Consider the following 20,053-nt stretch of genomic DNA (forward strand, 5'->3'; position numbering starts at 1 on the left):
AGCAGCGTGAGGGTGTTGTTCCCCGCGCCGAGATGCACATCGATGGTCTTGCCCGTGATCGTCGCGGTCCGGAGCGGTGTCGTGCCGTCGAGCGCCGCATCGACCACGGTGTCGTTGCCCGAGCCGGAGACCAGGCTGAAGCTGTCCGCGGCGGCAAGCGTGCCGGCGAGTGCGATCTCGTTATTTCCGTCGCCGAGCGCGATCGTGATGGTGCCGGCCGTCAGGTCGAGCGCATCCGTGACCGTTTGGCCGACCTTGCGGTAATCGCTGACGATGTCGAGGCCCGAACCGGTGGTGAGACGGAAGGCGGCGGCGATGCGGTAGATACCGGCGAGGGTGACCGTATTGGCACCGTCGCCGAGGTCGATCGCGAGCGACTTCGCCTCGACGCTGGCCTTCTCCACCGCGCCATTCGCGACCCGCAGGTCGGTCAGCGTATCGGTGCCGCCCGCGGCGGTGATCGTGAAGGCGTCGTCGATCTTGTAGGTGCCGGTCAACGTCAGCGCGTTGTCGCCCGCGCCCGCATCCACGGACATCGAACCGGCCCTGTAGTTGCCCTTCAGGTCGATGATGTCGTTGCCCGCACCGGTCCTGATCGTGAGCGCGTTCGTGACCGTGTAGGTGCCGGCCAGGGTGATCCTGTTGTTCCCGGCGCCCGCATCGAGGGTGTAGCTGGCGGCCTTGATCCCGCCGTTGAGGGTGATGACGTCGTCGGCGCTGCCGGTGATGAACGCCATCGCCCCCGCGATGTCGTAGCCGCCGACGAGATCGGCCGTGTTGACGCCGTCGCCGAGGTTGATCGACAGCGAGCCGGCCGTGATGTCGGTCGTGAGCGTGTCGGACAGGGTGTCGATGCCCGACCCGCCCACGATCGTGAGGGCGCCAGTGATCCGATAGGTGCCATCCAGCGTCAGGTCGTTCCTGCCGGCCCCAGTCCCGGCGGAGATTTCCATCGAGCCGGCCGTGTAGCTGCCCTGAAGGTCGATCCGGTCGTTGCCCGCGCCGGTGCGGATCGTGAGGGCGTTCCGCGCCTTGTAGACACCGGAGAGCGTGAGACGGTTATCCCCCTCGCCCGCGTCGAGGGTGACGCTTCCGGCATCGACGTTGCCCGTCAGACCGATGATGTCGGCGCCGCCCAGCGTCGTGAGCTGCACGGCATTGGTCACGACATAGGTGCCGCCGAGCCCGACCGTGTTCGCGCCCGCCCCGAGCGCGATCGTCACCGAATCCGCGCCGACCTCGGCCTTGTGCGTGATGCCGCCGGTCACCTGCGTGTCGGCGAGCGTGTCGCTGCCCGAACCGGCGCCGATGATCAGCGCGCCGGTGGAGTAGGCGCCCACCATCGTGATCTTGTTGTCGCCCTCGCCGGCGCGCAACTCGATGGTGCCGCTGCGCGTGATCGCGCCTTCCGTGACCGTCGCGGCCGTCGCCCCACCGCCGATCGTGCGCTGCCCCGTCGTGAAGGTGCCGTCCAGCACGATCTCGTCGCCGTTGCCCCCGGACTCGATCAGGATCGAGGAACCGACGAAGGTGCCGGACAGCGTAATCTGGGAGGCCGTGTTGTCGGGCGTGCCGCTCGCGCTGAAGTCCGAGCGCAGGGTGATGGTGCCCTTCGCCTTCACGACCGCGCCGGCCTCGACCACGAGGTTGTCGCCGGCGTTCAGCGTCACCGAGCCGCCGGTCGAGAAGATCGTGACGCCGGCCTTGACGGTCAGGTCGTCGCCGGACGAACCCGTTTCACCGGCCTGCTCGATGATGTCGCCGGACGAGATGATGTCCTTGTCGATCGTCAGCGGGCTCGACGTGCGGATGCCGATCCGGCCCCGAGCCGCCTGCAGACCGGTGGTTTCGCTGGTGACGCCGCCGACACGCAGGCCGCCGATGTTCCACAGCCAGATATCGCCGTTGATCGAGCGGGCTTCGAGACCACCATACTGATCGCCGTCGAGGCTGCGCATGTTGGCGACGATGCGCTTGGTTTCCGAGCCGATGCTGCCGGAGGCGACGAGATAGGCCTTGCCGGAACGGAGGTTGGAGCTGCCGCCGGTGGTCTCGTTGTAGTTGGTCGATCCGTTGAGGATGCTGCCGGCCACCGCCGTGACGAAGGCCGTGCGCTGCGCGTCGGTGCCGACGCTGGCGAGGTAGAGATCGCCCGCACTCTCCAGCACGTAGAGGTTGCTCAGGCCGCTCTGAAGCGTGACGACGCCGTCGGTCGTGCGATCGACGTTGCTGTCGATCTCGAACTCGTCGCCGGCGACGCCGATGCCGTCGAGGGCGGTGAGCGTGATCGAGTGGCCGCTCACATTGGCACGGCCCGAACCGGCCACCGGTGCGGAGTCGATGTCGCGCGGGTCGGAGAGATCGCCCGCGTCGAGGATCGAGGCCTTGGCCGCCAGAACCACGTCACCCTTGGTGGTGACGGCCAGCACCTTCATGCTGGTTTCCGTCTCGGTCAGAACGATGTCGCCCGTGGCGCCGGCCCGGACGGTGCCGGTCAGCTTCATCTCGATGGCGTCGCCCTTGGCGCCGATCGAGCCGGCGGCCTTCAGGTAGACGTTGGCCGCGACGATCTTGTTGGTGTCCGTGTGGACACCGTCGAGGATGCTGCCCTTATCCGAGACGAAGGTGACGTTGCCGCCCTGCGAGAAGGCGGATTCCAGGTTCAGATCGCCGTTGCGGGCGGTGACGAAGATGTCGCGCGCCGCACGGACCGCCAGGGTCGAGCCCGTCGTCAGATCGATGCCGATCACCCGCGTCGCGGTGCCGACGCTGCCGTCCCCGCCTTCGAGGACGGTGTCGCCGCCCTTGATGTTCACCGCATCCGCCGCGCCGCCGTTGAGAAGGCCCGTGGAGGACTTCAGGCGGATCTCCTTGCCGGAGACCGATTCCACGCGGCCCACGGTCAGCACGGCGGCGGTATTGATGAAGATCTGGGTGTTCGCCGTCACATCGAGGGCACCGGTGCCCTCGATGACGACCGCCTTGCGCTTCTGAATGAGCAGCTTGGTGATCTGATTGAACGGATTGCCGGCATCCTTGGCCGACTGGAACAGCACGACGCTGCGGGCGCTCTCCGTCTTGAACGTGCTTGCGCTCTCGAGGATGAGCGTCGAAGCGCTCGCCTGCTTGATGGTGAAGCTGGTGTCCTTGGTGGTCGCGTTACCCGACGTCACGCCGAAGGTGCCGGCGACGCCGATCAGCATGCCGTCCTTGAAGCCGTCGCCGAGGAAATTGCCCGACGCGCGGGTGATGACGGACACACCGGTCCCGTCGGTGGAACGCACACCCACATTCACGGTGACGCCGGTCTCGGCCACGAAGAGCTGCGTCGCCTCGAGCCGGATCACGGAGCCGTTGACGGACGCGATGCGGTAGACGCTCGTGGAGGCCGCGCTGGTGTTGGCGGTGCCGCCGGCGATGTAGAGCGTGCTGCCGACCGTGTAGGTGCTGTCCCACGCCGTGCCGTCGGTGCGGGTCAGAACACCCTGGTTGGTCGCCGTATCGTTGCTGAAGTTGACGGTCAGGGTGGTCGGGGCCGCCTTGAGCAGGTCGAAGGCGACTTCGGCGGTCACGCGCGGCGCCTCGCCGGTGACGGCGATACTGACCCCGATATCGATGTTGCGGGCGACGCCCTGGCTGCCGAAGACCTTGTCGACGGTGATGACGTTCCCGACGACGCTGATGATCTTGTAGCCGACCGAGCTCTCGGCCGATGCATTCGGCGTCACGCCCCCGATGTAGAGCGTGCCGTCGTAGAGCTTGCCGTTCTTGTCGAAGAAGACGCTCGTATCCCAGTTCGCGCCGTCCTGGCGGGTCACGGTGCCGTTGTTACCGGACTGGCCGAAGATGACGTTGGTGGTGATCGGAGCCTTCGTCAGGAAGACGAGGTCGCTCCGCTCGGCGGCGCCGAGATCGATCTGCTGATCCGGGGTGAGCGGCGCGGCACCGGGGCCGATATCGATCAGGCTGGTTCCGCTCACGGAACCGACATTGCCCGAGGTGACGATTCTGATGTTGGCGCCCTTGATGATCGGGTCCTGCTTGTCGACGATCGTGCTGGTCGTCTCCTTGAGCAGCCCCTGGCCGACGGCGCTCAGCAATTCGTCCTGCGTCCAGCGCTTGATGCCGGCGTCGATGGCATCGGCCGTCGCCTTGTCGATGAAGAAGGCGGGGGCCGTCTGCTTCGCGGCGGTCAGCTTGTTCGTATTGGGCGTGTCGGCCGTGTTGTAGGAGCCCGGCAGGCTGTTGAAGAAGGCGTTGAGCGAGCGGTACTGCGCCGTGAGCGCCGCCGACCGCAGACCCTGCGCCGCGGTGCGGGCCGCGTCGATGGCGGCTGAGCTGAGGTTCTCCGTCTCCGCCGCGGTGCGGGCCGCGGCCACGGCGTCGATGAGCGCCTGACCGGCGAGGCGCGGCGCGAAGGCGGCGTTGTAGACGCTCGGATCGACCTGCTGGTTGCGGTAGCTCCAGTAGGCTTCGTAATCGGCCTGCACGGCCGTCGTCTCGGCCGCGACCGTCGAGGCGTCGTAGCTGTCGCCCAGCCCGCCGAAGCGGAGATGAAGCGCCGCATAGGTCGCCTTGAGCGCGGCTTCCGCCGCCGCCACCTTGCCGGAAGTGGCCAGACGCAGGGCTGCCTCGCCGAGGGTCTGCGAAAGCGCCTCCTCGGTGAATTGCGCGGTCAGGGCGGTCAGCTCGGCGCCGCTGATCCGGCTCGACCCGTTCGCGAGATAGGTGCTGTAGAGGTCGTAGGCCGCGCCGAGCTTCACCACGTAGTGATTGCCGAAGCCTGCGAAGACGGCATCGAGATCCGTGTAGGCCTGCGATTGCAGCGTCGTCGCGTCACCCGCCTCACGCATCTGCCAATACTGGTCGTACTGGGCGCTGAAGTTCGAGACCTTCGTAGCGTCGAACCCGTCGAAGACCAGCTTCAAGTTGTTGAAATCGATGGTCCGCGAGTCGCTGATCTGCTTGATCTGCGCGGTGACGTAATCCGTCAGCACGGTCCCCGAAAGCTTGGTTCCGCGCGCCTCGGCCTCGATGGCCGTGGTGTAGAGCTGCCCGATCTGGGCCTCGGTCAGACGGGTGCCCTGATCGGTCTCGAGCTGCGTGATCTGGGCCGTGACGCGCGCGATCAGCGCATCGCCGGAAATCGGGGCGGCACGCGTCGCGGCCTGCATCTTGGCGAGCGCCGACGCGGTCGCCTGAACCGTGTAGGCCGAATCGAAGCTGCCGCTGTTCGGCTGCGTGCCGCGGATCGCCCAATAGGTGGCGTAATCACCCGAGAGGTCGGCGTGATAGACGTCGCCGTACTGGCCGTACTGGGCGTGCAGCACCCGGTACTGCAGCGTCCGGTTGGTTTCGAGCGTCTTGACCGCGTTGTCGACGTAGGTCTTCACCGCGCCGGCTTCGGTGATGCCCGCATCATTCGCCTGGCTCGTGAACAAGGCGGTATAGTAGGCGCGCTCGCCGGTCTTCTCGCTGAGGGTAACCTCGAAGCGGCTGTCGTAGCGGGAGGGGTCGGCCTGCTGGTTCCGATACCCCCAGTAAGCGTTGTAATCGCGCTCACGGGTGCTCTCGTAGGCGCTGAGCGTGCGCTCGAACTTCAGCTTCGCATCCTCGGTGGTGAGGGCGAGATCCTTCCACACGCCGTTGATGAGCTGGGACGCCACGCGGTCGTCGCGCACGACGACGTTGTTGACGTTGAGCAGATTCCCGGCGTCGACCTTGATGTAGACGTCGCCGTTGGCCGTCAGGCTGTTCAGGCGCAGGTCGCCCGAGAGTTCACGGATGCCGACCGAACGGGCCGCCGTGATGTCGGTCTTGTCGCGGGCGGTGGTGCCGCCGTCGAGCTTGATCGGGGCCGCCTCGGAGCCGAAGCGACCGCCCGCGATCACCTTGATGGAGCCGCCCGAAACCACACCTTCGCCGGCTATGGTGACGCCGCTCGTGGACACGAGCTTCACGTCGAAGCCGCCACCCGCCGCGATCGTGTCGATCCCGAGTTCGTTGTCGACGGTCCGGACGTTGAGGTTGATGTTGCCCGCGGTGGTCGTGGCCTTGAGCGTGTTGCCGGCCCCGATGGTCGTGACGTTGAGCGCCTGATCGGTGACGTTGCTGCCATTGCCGACCCCGATGCCGCGCGCCGCCTGCAACGTGACGCGCGATCCGGTGATGGCCGCGGTCGAGCTGAGATGCTGGATCGTCCCGCCAGAGGTGATCGTCGTGGTGCCGTTGTCGTTCTTGATGCCGCCGGCGATCAGCACGCGGCCGGAACCCTGCGAGTCGATGCTGACGGTGCCGGTGCGGTCGCCGGTGAAATTGATCTTGATGCCGTAATCGGCCTGCAGGCTATGAGTCGCCTGTTTCTCGGTATAATCGATCGCCTGCAACTTGGTGTAATAGGTCTTCTTTCCGTACCAAGTGCTCGTCGTCCAGCTCGCGACTTCCTTCGGCTTCTCGGCCGAGCGCGTATATTCGGGTGCGCCCAGGAAGGCGTAGCCCGACTTGCTGGTATCGATATAGTAATAGGCCGATTCGGGCTGCAGAGCGGCCGGCTCGGTGATCTCCTTGTTGAAGTCGCTCAGGGGGGGCGGATCCTTGGCGAAGGCATCAATACCGAGCCAAGCCGATGTGCCCCTCGTCAGCGTGTAGGTGTTCTTGGCGCCCTGGCCGATGGTGAAAGCGTAGCGGTATCCGGTCTTCGGATCGTACTGTGTCGTGCTGCTGCCGTTATACTTGGTGATCTCGGCGCCGGTGCTGTTCAGATCGGCGCTGTAGCGCGTGACGACGCCGTCGGCGTCCTGCCGGATCAGGGTTTGGCGGAAGGCGATGTCGTTGGCATCGGCGATGCCGTTGCCGTTCACGTCGGTCTTGTAGGCGAGATCCTTGATATCGATCGTGCCGATGCCGCGCCGTGAGAGGTCGATGCGGTTGAGGACGACGTCACGGTTGAGCTGATTGACGACCTCGACCTTGGCGTAACCGCCCAGCGCCCGCAGCTCGCCGACGCCCGCATTGGTGTTGAGCATGATGCCGGTCAGGTTGATCTGGCCGCCGGTCGAGACGACCTCGTCGATCTCGATGGCGCCGGTCTGCCGGTTGTAGCTGGCGGAGTAGCCGTCGCGGGTCAGCGTGCTCAGGTTCGCGGTGCGATAGGGATTGCGGATGATCTCCTGAATCTCGTTCTCGACCGACTGATCGATGACGATTCTGTAGAGGTCACGTCCGCTCTGCACGAGGCCGTTGAGGTTCAGGTACTGCGCCTTGATCGTCACCGCACCGCTGGCGATGACGCTCGACTGCGAGCCGGACAGCGCCCGAGCGATGTCGGAGGCGGACTTGCCGGTCATCGGACCGGAGCCCGCTTCGAGCACCCCCTTGATCTGGCCGTAGGGGTCGCCGCCGACGGAGTAGGTGCGCAGATCCTCGGTCAGGCCGATCGCGACGGCGCCGCCGACATCGGTCTTCAGCTCCTTGATCGTGGTCTTGGCCGTGATGGTGAGGTCACCGCCCGCGGCCGTCGCCACATTGAGGATCGCCGTCGGCGCGTAGATGTCGCCGACGATGAGAATGGCCGGCGCAGAATTGCCGTTGCGCGCGCCTGTGGTGTTCTTGAGTGAGATGTCGCTCTTGCTGTCCTTCGTGACGACACCGCCGGCGGTCAGAACCTGGAAGTTGACGTCACGGCCACCGGCGATCGCCTTTGCGGCGGCGGCATCCGGGCTCGCCGCGTTCTTCGTGATGATCGCTTGGCGACGGGTGTTGAAGTCGTCGCTCGACGTCACCGGGATCTGTGCGTCGTTGAAGAAGGTGCCGCCATTCGATTCCGGCATCGTGATGCCGGCGATGACGAGGCTCGCCACCGAGTTGTTGGTGATCTCGACCTTCGTGTCGGAGGCGGCATCGAGCTTGCCCGAGCCGAGCAGGGCGTCGGCGCGCACGATGATGCCGCCGGCACCCGCCGAGAACGGGCTGACCGTGATGGCCTGGACCTGCTTGTAGATCGGGATGAGGACCTGCTTGCCGTCGTAGGTCGTCTGGAACTCCGCGAGCCCGTCGGCCAGAAGCTCGGCTTTGATCCGGTTCACCTCGCCCTGGTAGTAGGCCTGGAGCGTGGCGTTGTCCTTGTAGGTCGACAGGCCCTTCGTCGCTTCCTCGTAGGCCTTGATCAGGTTCGACTGGGCGTTGGCGAAGCCGAGGCTGATGGTGATGGGCAGCTTCGGCAGCGTCGCCGAAGCCGAGGTCGCACCATCCGGCAGGGTGATCGTGAAGCTCTTGGTGTTGTCCGAATCCGCGATCGGGTTGCCGGCGGCATCGTACTTCTGGCCGTTGAGCTTGACGGTTCCCGTGATCAGGGTCGCGGCGCCGTTGCCCGGCGCCCGCGTCATGTCGTCGATGACGATGGAGATGTTGCGGGTGATGCCGGTGACGACCGTGCCGTCGACGATCACGGTGCCGATCGAGCCCGTCTGCGTATCGCCGACCGGGGTGATGGCCGAGCCGCCGAGCAGGCTGTCGATGGCGCCGGCGACGGCGGTCGTCCAGTTCGTGCCCTTCATGCGGGCCACGGCATTGGAATTGCCCTGGCGGTTCGTGAACAGGTTGGCGTTGCCCGCGGTCTTGATCGTGGCGCCGCCATCGATCTTGATCGTGTTGATCTCCTCGACGCGGATCTTGGCCGCCAGCGAGGTGATCGGGATCGCGCTGCCGGCGAAATTGTCGGTCGTCGCCGACGCGTCGTAGGCGTCGTCGTAAGCCTTCTTGTTGGTGCCGACCAGGAGATCCGCATCGCCATAGGCGGTGATGTCGGCACCCGCGCCGATGTTCACCGCGTTGTTCGGCCGGATGATGACGGTGGTGCTGCCGCTGGCGACGGTGGCCGCACCGTAGGTCTCGGAGTTCGAGACCGCATAGGCATTGCCGCCGCCATTGGCCGAAAGGGTCAGGTTTCCGAGCGTGAACAGAGTCGCGTTGGCGCCGATATTGACCTGCGCGACGAAGTTCCGGGTCTCGATGCTGGAATAGGCGCCGGCGCCCGACAGCGCGCCGCCGGTGGTCAGCGAAACCTTGTCGTAGATGTTGATGCTGTTGTTCGCGGCCAGACGGATTCCGCCTGCGGTTCCGGCACGGGCGACGGTGATCAGGTCGGCGTTGCTGCCGACATCGACCCGCGTGGTGATGTCGAGAACCGTCGTGCTGTACGCCGCCGCGCCGCTGGCCAGACCGCCGGTCGAGCCGACGATGTTGGCCTGTCCGAGCTGCGGCTTGTTCACGGTGTTCGTTGCGGTGGCGAGGATGTCGCGGGCCGTGACGCGGGAATTGATCCCGAATGCGGCGATCACCGCGTGCGTGATCGTGTTGTTCACGACGGCGCCCGCTCCGGCGAGGGCGCCGTAGCTGTCGGTGATGATCTGGCCGTTCATCGTGCCGACGTGATCGGCGGAGAGATAGAACAGACCGGTGCTGTCGCCGCTCTTCGTCAGGTCGATGGTGACGCCCGTGCCGAGTTCGGCCCGCGTGCTGCCGCCCATGCTGGTGCCGGCGCTGGCGGCGGTGCCCGAGACGAGGCCGCCGCTGCCGGAAATGCCCTTGGCGAAGTTGTCGTCGATGCCGGAGGCGGTGACGGTCATCGAGCCGGCATTGAGCGCGCCGAGGGACACGACGCGGGCGCTGGTCACGGTTGCCGAATTCGCCGACGAGACGGTCGCACCGGCCGCGACGAGGCCGATGCTGGCGCTGCTGGCGGTCGAGGTCTGCCGCGTGCTGCTCGTCGCGCTGACGGCGACCGCGCCGCTGACGGCCAGCACCGTGCCGACATCGAGCAGGCCGCTGACCGTGCTGCTGTTCTCAGCCAGGGTCACCGTCGAGTTCAGGCCGATCAGGCCGCCGACGGAGCCGGAGGCGGTTGCCGTCGCGGAGTCGCGGCCCGCCTGACGGGCGAGGTTGCCGAGCACCGAGAGGCTTCCGGCCGTGATCGAGACGTTCTTCGTCGAGGCTCCGACCGTGGCGGCGACCTTGGCCTCGGCCACCGAGGCACCGATGGCGGCGGTGCCGGCATTGATGCCATGAGCCACGGCATTGACGGACGGAAGGGCGGTCGCGACCACGCTCACATTCGCGGCGGAGACCGAACCGCCCTCGATGGCGGCGGTGACCGTCGGGCGCGCCTCGACCTTGGCGACGGAGCCGCCGGCCGCGAGGGCGAGCAGCCCGCCGGCGACCGAAATGCCGAGCACCTGCGAGTCGATCGTCGTGGTGTCGCTGGCGCTGACGGCGACATCGCCCGCGGACGTGACGCGGCTGTTGGTGATGCTGGCGCTCGTCGTGCTCGTGACGGTGTCGCCGGTGCCCGCGCCGCCGCCCGAGACGGAGACGCTGAAGGCCGAAACGCTGCCGGACATGGCCGCGGCACGCGCGCGGCTCGTCAGGGTCGCGCTCTCAGTCGCCGTGACCGCGACGGAGCCACGGGTGATGAGACCGCCGGTCGTGCCGAGGTTGCGGATCGCGGCCGTGACGTTGTTGGCGATCACATTGTCCGCCGCCGCGACGGCGAGGGCGAACGAGCCGCTGCCGAAGACGCCGAACGAGGCGGCCACCGAGGCCGCGCCGGTGTCGACGCTGAGGCTGGACGTGTCGCGCGCCGAGACGGTCACGGTGCCGGCGGTGATCTTGTCGCCGGCTCCGTCGCCGTCGATCGCCGCGCTCACGATCGCGCCGATCCGGTTATGGGTGCCCGCGCCGGCGCCCGCGGCGCTGACGGCGACGGCACCGCCGGAGATCGCCACGGAGCCGGCCGCGACCGTCGCCCGGATCGTCTGGCCGGAATTGGCGGTGACGGACAGGTTGCCGCCCGCCTCGATCGTCGTGTTCTGCGATAGAGCCTCGATGAGGAGTGCGGCTGACTTCGTCGTCTTGTTCTGGCCGTTGACCCGCTGCGTGATCTCGCTGCCGATCAGGTTGGTGGCCACGCCGGTGCCGATGCTGGCCCCGACCGCGACACCGCCGATGCTGACGCCGGCCGCGAGTGCGGCGACCTCCGCCACGATCCGGCTGTTGTTCGCGGCAGCGACCGCCACGTCACCGGCGGCATTCAGGCGGGCGTTGCTGACCCGCGCGCGGGTCGAGCCGCCGATCATGTTGGTGGCGATGGCACCGCCGCCAGCCACCGAGACGGCGACGCCGCCGCCCGAGAGCGCCACGGCCGCCGCGGCGACGCGCGCATTGATGCTGGACCCGCCATTGTCGGACGGAACCGTGGCTTCGACGCGGATTCCGCCTGTGCGCGTCGTGACGGTGGCCCCGTCGACGATTGCGGTCACGGCATTGTTGATCACGTTCAGGGCCACGGCGACGCCGATCGCCGGCGCCACGCCGACGGCGCCGCCCGCGGCTGCGATGGCGGCTGCGCCGACATCGACGTTGATCGTGGCCTGATCCTTGGCGCGGACCGTGACGTCGCCGGCCGTGACGCTCGTCGAAGCGCCGGTGATCGCCGCGTTGGTGGCAAAGCTGATCGCGTTGCCCGAGTAGCTGCCCGAGCCGGCGACGCCGACCGCGACGGTTCCCCCCGTGGCGACGGCCGAGGCCGCCGCGACGGTCGCGTCGATGGTGCTCGAAGAGGTCGCGGTGACCGCGAGCGATCCCTGCACCGCCGCGACCGTGTCGGCGATCAGAGCCTCGACCCTGGCGCCGCCATCGGTGTCGAGCGTCGGCTGATCGAGCCGGTTGCCGTTCGCGTCGGTGGTCTTCCAGCTTCCGATGATGTTCTGGGCGCCCGAAAGCCCGATCGCCACCGGAACGCTGGCGAGACCCGCGCCGCCGCCGGCCGCGGAGAGCGCGACCACCTTGGCGTCGATGTCCTGGCTGCTCTTGGCGCCGACCCGCAGGCCCGCAGCGCTCGTGACGCGGTTGAGGGACGATTGCCCGGCCGCCCGCTCGATCGCCGCGCGGGTGCTCGTGGTGATGACGTTGAGGGCGCCCGCGCCGCCGCCGGCCACCTGCACGCTGACGCCGCCGGCACCGCCGACGCTGACGGAGGCCGCCGTGGCGATCGCCTGGATCGACCCGCTGCTCTCGGCCTCGACCGCGATGTCGCCGGAAGTCGTGGTGACGCCGGTATCGGCGTTGCGGATGAGCGCCTCGACCGTGTTGCCGATGCGGTTGGTCGCCATCGAGACCGAGACCGTAACGCCGACGCTGGCCGCTCCGGCGCCGCCGCCCGCAATGCCCGCCGAACTGACGGAGGCCGTGATCGCGGAGGTGTCCTTGGCGGACACCGCGATCTGCGTCGCCGTGATGCCGGTCGCGCCGTCGCCGTCGATATAGGCGCGCGTCGCGACGGCGATGGTGTTGGAGGCGCCGGTGCCGGAGCCCGCCACGCTGACGGCCGCTGCGCCGCCGCCCTGGATCGAGGCCGAGACCGCCCCGACATCCGCCCGGATCGTCTGGTTCGAGACCGCCGTCACGTCGAGCGCGTTGTCGGAATCGACGCTCGCATTGCTGAGATAGGCCTGGATCTGGTTGCCGGCACCGATGGTGTTGGCCGCCGCACCGACGCCGACCGAGACACCGACGCCCGCCGCGCCACCGCCGCCGGCGGCCGCAGCCGCCGCGACGATCAGGGCCTGGATGTCGGCGTTCGAGACGGCCGACACCGTGGACTTGCCGCCGCGCACAATCAGCGCGCTGTTGGCGACGAAGGCGTTCGTGCGCACCGTGATGACGTTCGACGCCCCGGCGCCGCCGCCGCTCACCGAGACGCCCGCGGCACCACCGCCGCCGATCGAGACGGCTGCCGCCGCGGAGCTGGCCCGGATGCGCGCATCGTTACGCGCGCCGACCGAAACGCCGCCGCTGCGGGTGGTCAGGCCGGCATCGACGTTCGAGATCGACGCCTGGATGCCGCCCGCGATGCTGTTGATGGCGAGCGCGAAGCCGATCGCCACGCCGACGCCGGCTGCGCCGCCGCCCGCCCCGGAGAGCGACGCGGCGCCGGTGACGGCGGTGATCTGGGCCGTGTTGGCGGCCGAGACGGTCACGCTGCCCGCCTTGATGCCGTCCGTGCCGGCGCCGTCACCGTCGATCGTGGCCGAGGTTTCGACCCCGATGGCGTTGGCAGCCACCGAACCGGCTGCAGCGCCCGCGACACCGGCCGCGCCGCCGCCCTGGATCGCGGCGGATGCCGCCACGACGGTCGCTGTGATCTTCTGGCTCGCCGTCGCCTGAACCGTCAGGGCCGCAGCGATGTCGAGGGGAGAGTTCCTGACCGAGGCCTGGACGGCCGTGGCACCGCCGCTGCCGAGCGTGTCCACGCGCTCGGCATTCTGGCCCGTGCTGGACCATTCGCCGATGCGGTTCTCGGCACCGCTGACGCCCAACGCGACGCCGACGCCGGCTGCACCGCCGCCGCCGCCGGACGCGGCCAATGCCGAGATGATCGCCGTGATTTCGGACGAACCGGCCGCCGTCACCGTGAGGCCGCCACTGCCGGTCGTGGTGATGCGGCTCGCATCCACCATCGCGCTGACCGAGCCGAGGATCCGGTTCGAGGCGAAGGCACCGCCGCCGGACACGCCGACGCCGGCCGAGCCGCCGCCCGCGATGCTGATCGCCGCCGCCGCGGCCGCCGCGTTGATGCGGCCGGCGCGCGAGGCGCTGACCGAGACGCCGAGCGGTCCGGTCGTGCGCAGGAGGGTGTCGGCGTTCTTGATCGCCGCTTCGACGTTGCCGGCGATGCTGTTGAGCGCCAGCGTGAAGCCGACCGCCACGGAGACGCCGGCCGCGCCACCGCCCGAGCCCGCGAGTGAGGCGGACCCGGCGAAGGCGTCGATCGTGGAGATGTCGGAGGCGCGGACCGAGACGCTGCCGGCCTCGATACCGGTCGCACCGTCGCCGTCGATGACGGCGCGGGTTGCCACCGCGATGGCGTTCGTGACCGAGACGCCGGCCGCCGAGACGCCGACGCCGGCCGAACCGCCGCCGCCGATGGAGGCCGCCGCAGCGGCCACCTGCGCCGCGATCGCCTGAGCCGAGCTGGCCCCGACCGTCAGCGCGCCGCTCGTCTTGACGCTGCTGCCCGTGAGAAGCGCCTCGACGACGGAGCCCTGGGTCGCGGCCGCGGTATCGACGCGGTTGCGCCCCTCGCCGGACGACGTCCAGTCGCCGATCTGGTTGGCTGCGACGGACACACCGATCGCCACGCCGACGCCGGCCGAACCGCCGACACCGACGGCGAGGGAGGCGGCCGCGACGAGAGCCGAGATCTTCGACGTGGCCGCGGCGGTCACGGTGATGGTGCCGCTCTGCGTGATCGTGCTGGCGGCCATCACGGCCCGGGTGACGGGGCGGATGGTGTTGAAGGCGAGCGCACCGCCACCGGCGATGGCGATTCCGCCCGAGCCGCCGCCGCCGATGCTGACGGCGGCCGCCGTTGTCGTCCCCGTGATGGTCGCGTTGCTGAGGGCATCGACCAGGACCGCACCGGTGCCGGCGTCGATCCCGTCGCCGACATTGTTCACGCTGGCCCGGGTGGCCGCGTTGATGGTGTTGAGCGCAAGCGCGAAGCCGATCGAGACCGCGACGCCGTTCGAGCCGCCGAAGGCGGCGCTGACCGCGGCGGTGAGCGCGTTGGCGGTGATGCTCGAGGTATCGGCCGCCTTCACGGTGACGGCGCCGGCCTTGATCGCGTTGCTCGCGATCGCGCTACCACCCACGCCGTTGCCCTCGATGAAGGCCTGCGTGGTGACACCGATGGCGTTGATGACGGCCGTGGCGCCGCCGCTGACGCCGACGGCGTTGGAGCCGCCGCCCGCGAGGCCGGCCGAGATCGCCGCGATGTTCGCCTTGATGACGTTCTTCGACGTCGCCTCGACCGCCAGAGCGCCCTTCGCATCGACGCCGACGCGGGTCAGGGACGCCTCGACGACGGTGCCGCCGTTCGTGGCCAGGGCATAGCTGGTGGTGGCATCGGTGCCCGAGGAGGACCAGACGCCGATGCGGTTTTCGGCGATGGCGGCGCCGAGCCCGACGCCCGCGGCATTGCTGCCACCGACGCCGGCGGCCAGCGAAGCCGCCAGGATCGCGGCGTTGATCGCGGCCGAGGCCTCGGCCTTGACGCTGATGTTACCGCTCGCGCCGGTCGTGGCCAGCTTGCTCTCGCTCGCCTGCGCACGGGTGCTGGTGGTGATGACGTTGCGCGCATAGGTCACCGCCGCGCTGACGGGAACGGCGTTCGAACCGGATGCGGCCACGGCGATCGCGGCCGAGGCGGCGTTCGCCGTGATGGTGCCCGCCGATTTCGCGGAGATGAGGATCGCGCCGACGGTCTGCAGACCGCGATCGAGGTTCCTCACCGTCGCCGAGACATCGTTGGCGATGGCGTTGAGGGCGATGCTGCCGCCGACGGCGATCGAGACGGCGTTGCCGGACGCGGCGGCGAGCGAGAGGCTCGCCGAGAGCGCCCGCGTCGTGATGGTCGAGATGTCCTGGGCCGAAACGGTGGCGCTCGCGGCCTGGAATCCGGGCGTCGCGCCGGTCTTGTCGCCATCGATCGAAGCCGCGACCGCGAGACCGATATTGCTCATCGCGAAGGTGCCGCCGACGCTGACCGCGCCGGCCTTGCCGCCGGCGACGGTGACGCCGGCCGCGATCGCGACGATGTCGGTCGTGATGGTGTTGTTGGCGCTCGCCGCGACGGAGAGCGCTCCCGTCGTCGTAACAGGGCTGCCCACCAGCGTGGCCGAGACGTTGGCGCGGCTTCCGAGCGACGGCGCCTCGCTCAGCGTGTGGGCCGTCTCGTCATAGGCGGTCCAGGCACCGATCTCGTTATAGGCGATGGAGACGCCGAGCGCGCCCGCGCCGCCATCGCCGGCCCCGCCGCCGATGGATGCCGCGGCGCCGACGACCAGGGACTTGATCGTGGCGCTGCTGCTCGCCGAGACGGTGACATCGCCCTTCGCGTCGATCGACGCGTTCTGGCCCGTCGCCGTGGTGCTGCTGTTGATCTTGTTGACCGCGGCGACGCCGGCACCGGAGACGGCGATGCTCTTGTCGGCGCTTGCGCTCACCGCAACGCTGGCCGCTGCGGCGCGCGTCTCGATGGTGCCCTGCCGCGACGCGTCGATGGTCACGCCGCCGGTGAGGGTGGTGACATCGGCGTTCTTCACGGTCGCCGTGACGTTGCCGCCGATCTCGTTGATCGCGACGCTGGCCGCGAGTGCGACCGCAACCGACTTGCCCTGGCCGAACGAGCCGGCCACCGAGGCCGCGCCGACATCCGACGAAATGGTCGAAGTGTTCTTGGCGGTCACCGCGAGGCTACCGGCCTCGATCGCGACCGACGCGCCATCCGCCGCGTAAAGCTCCGCCGTGGTGGCGACGTTGACGGCGTTGCGCGCGCCCGAGCCGCCGAGGCTCGCCGTACGCGCGTCACCGGTCCCGCTGCCCGAGACGCCGACCGAGACCGTCACGGTCGTCGCATCGATATCGGCCTTGGACTCGGCGCGCACGCCGACGGCGCCGGTGGACCGCACCGGCGTGCCGGCCACCGTCGCCCGAACCGCCGTGCCCGAACCGCCGATGACGTTCTGTGCGGCGGAGACACCAAAGGCGACGCCCGTGGCCTTGCCCTCGGCCGTACCGGCGAGGGTGATCGCGGCCGCGCCGGTGAGCGCAGCGATCTTGGCGCTGTCCGTGGCCGAGACGGAGAGGCTGCCGACCTTGGCGCCGCCATTGGCGCTGTCCCCGACCTTGGAATCGGTGATCTCGGCGATCGTCGATCCCTTGACCGTGTTGATCGAGAGCGCGCCGCCGCCGCTCACCGAGGCGCCGTCGCCCTTCGAGGAGATCTGCGCGCCGACGGCGGCGGCGTAGGTCTGCGCGAAGATGTCGGCGCTGCGGTTCGCGGCCACGGTGACGTCGCCGAGGGTCGCGAGATTGGCGACCTGCGTGATCCGCGCGGCCACCTCGCTGGTGATCGAATTGTCGGCGAGCGACAGGGCGATGGCGAGGGTCGACTTCGAGGCGGTGTTGCTCGCATCCGCGCTCAGGTTGGCCGAGAGGCCGAGGGCGACGGAGGTCGCCCGGATGACGGCGGTGTCCTTGGCCGAGACGTTGATCCCGCCCGTGCCGGAGGTGACCGCGTCGTCGCTGCTGCCGGTGCCGTCGATGACGGCGGAGGCCGAGGTCACGACCTTGTTGCGCACGAATAGGCCGCCGCCGGACAGCGCGACGTTGCCGTCGGTGCTGGAGCCGCCGGAGCTGCCACCCGTCGAAACGCCGACCGCCATGGCGGTGGCCAGCGTCCGGGCCTCGATCCGGCCGCCCGACTCGGCCTCGACCGACACCCGACGCCCGGCGCTCAGCCGCGACTTGGTGACGTTCGCCTTGACGTCGAGGGAGCGCGCCTTGTCGGCCGCGAGGCTGCTGGTGCCATCGACCGGGATCAGGCTGAGGTTGTAGCCGATCATGTTGAAGGCGAGCGAGACGCCGATCGCCACCGCCTGGGCTGTGCCCTTGCCGACGATGACGGCCGCCGCGGCGGCCTCGACCGAGGCCGTGATGGTGGCAGCGCTCTTGGCGGAGACGGTGATGTTGCCCTGGCCGCCGGTTCCGTCAGTGACGCTCGGAGCCTGGCTTCCGGACGCGGTGATCCGGCTGTCGGCGATCCGCGCCTCGACGCCGCCGAGGATCGTGTTGACGCCGAAGGCGCCGCTGCCGGAGACGCCGAGATTCTTGCCGTCCTCGGTGCTCAGCAGCACGGCAATGGCGGTGGCCGCGACCTTCGCGGTGATGGTGGCGGTGTTGGCAGCGGTGACGCTGACGTCGCCGGCGCTCGCCGTGAGGTCGCCGATCCGGTCGAGGCCGGCTTCGAGCACGACGTCGAGGATGGTGTTGCGGGCGAAGCTGGCGGCGACGGAGATCGAGCGCGTGGTCGTCGGGGTGCCGGTCCCGCCGGTGTTGCCCGTATTGCCGGTGTTACCGGAGGTGTTGGTGCCGCCCGAGGTGCCGCTCGTGTCGGGCATGTTGTAGACCACCGCCGTGACGGGGGCCTTGACCACGGCCTCGATGGTGGACGCACTCCGGGCGTTGACGGCCACGCCGCCCGCCGCCTTGAGGCTCGTCACGTCGGCAATGGTGGCCGAGGTGCCGACACGCACGAAGTTCAGGCCGGCGACGGCGCCGACGGTGGTCGCGGCCGAGCCGATCGAGGTGACGGCGTTCTCGATGGTGGCCTTGATCTTGGCCTCGGATCGCGCCTCCACCGAAACCTTGCCGGTGGCGTTGATCGGCTGGCCCGAGATCGAGGCGGTCGCGGCGAACTGGCCGCCCTTGGTCATCTGGCTGTCGAGATCGATCCCGGCCAGCAACTCGGCGAGGTCGAACACCGCGTTGGTGCTCGGGCTGCCGATCTTGTTGAAGGCGGCGGTGATGCCGACGGCGGTCTCGCTCGAATCGACCGTGCTGTCGATCGTGGCGGTGATCGCGCCGGTGTTGCGGGCGCCCACCGCGACATTGCCGACGGTCGCGTTCGCGTCGCCGAGCGGGCTGCGGTCGATCGTGGCGGTGCTCGCGCCCATCACGACGTTCGAGGCGATCACCGCCTGGGCCGCGATGGACTGCTTGTCGCCGGCCTTGGTGCCCGGCTTCAGCTTCGACTCGACCTTGCTGTTCACCGTCGCGGTGATCGTCCCGCTCTGCTCCGCCTGGACGCTGATGTCGCCGGCCTTGGCGACGGTCATGCCGGTGAGCGTCGCCGTGGCGGTGCTGCGCACGTCGTTGGTCACGAGGATGCCGCTGACGGCGACGGCGTAGGGCTTCGACGGGGTCTGGCCGCTGGTGGTGTTCGTGTTGCCGGCCGGCGGCGTCGCCGAGCCGGCGACATCCTTGCTGTCGCCGAGGTTGAGCACACCCGGCGGCAGGAACTTCACGAATTCGCGGAGATTGTTCTCCCGCCAGCCATTGGGCTCCGTGTAGGCCTCCGTCTTCAGGTCGGAGACGAGCTTGGTATCGCCGAAATAGACGTAGAGCTTCTCGACACCACCGACCTTCGCGAACACGATGTCGCCGAACGTAACGGTCTTCGAGCCCGACTCGGTGGTGTAGGTATAATTGCCGAGGATCTTATTGGCGAAGTCCTCCAGCACGCTCGGCTTGGTCAGGCTGGCGATCGCCGAGAGGTTGTTCAGCGAGGTGATGCTGCCGTTGCTGGTCGCCGAGATCGTCACCGCCCCGGCGGCGTCGAGCGTCTTCGTCGGGTCGATGGCGGTGCCGGCCGCGTTGCTGCTGTCGATCCGCGCCACCGCCTCGGAATTCACGAGGTTGCCGGAGAGCGCGAAGCCGATCGCGTAGGCGCTCGCATCCTTGAGCACCGCCTGCGAGGCGCTGGCCTTGTTGGTGAGCTGGGCGTTGATCGATGCGTCCGAACGCGCGGTCACGGCGAGCGCATCCTTGGCGTCCGTCGTCGTGACATTGCTGCGCAGGATCTGCGCGCGCGCCCCCGACGGGTCGGCGTCGTTCCCGCTGCCGGCGGCGATCAGCGGCTGACCCGTGATCGTGTCGGCGGCGCGGAACAGGATGTTCTGCTCCTTCCAGCCGATGGTGTTGAAGGCGAGCGTGATCGACACCGCGCCCTGGTCGCTGGAGGTCGCGGTCTTGGCCGTGGCGTCGATGGTGGCGGTGTTGGCCGCATCGACCTTGATCCCGCCGCCGGTGACGGTGCTGTCGACGATCTCGGCCCGCGCCGTGCCGAGGACGGCGTTGGTGGCGATGATGCCGCCGAGCGCGAGGCTCGTCGGCTGGCTCTTCGTGCCGAGGGTCCGGTCCGTGGACGGATCGCTCGGCGTGGACGGGGCCGGGGTGCTGACGTCGGTCGTCGGCTTGTAGGAGGCGGCGGACTTGACGTTGGCGGCGCTGTCGGCGGTCGCCTTGATCGTGGCGGTCTCGTTCGCCTGCACCGTGACCGTGCCGCCCGCCGTGGCGGTGACGCCGGTGATGCGCGCGACGGCGTCCGCATGGACGCTGTTGAGCACGACCAGCCCGCCGATCGCCAGCGAGGCGG

At 69.0% G+C, this 20,053-nt stretch carries 1 protein-coding gene (only partly in view); it reads right to left on the bottom strand.

The whole window is internal to an LEPR-XLL domain-containing protein gene (locus E4V01_RS00545; RefSeq protein ID WP_135297040.1) on the bottom strand: the coding sequence, 45,759 nt in all, runs 16,702 nt past the left edge and 9,004 nt past the right edge, and what appears here is coding positions 9,005-29,057, spanning codon 3,002 (partial) through codon 9,686 (partial); reading right to left, the first codon wholly in view occupies positions 20,049-20,051. The start codon and the stop codon both lie outside this window.

It is taken from the genome of Methylorubrum sp. Q1 (assembly GCF_004683995.1).
GTDB lineage: Bacteria > Pseudomonadota > Alphaproteobacteria > Rhizobiales > Beijerinckiaceae > Methylobacterium.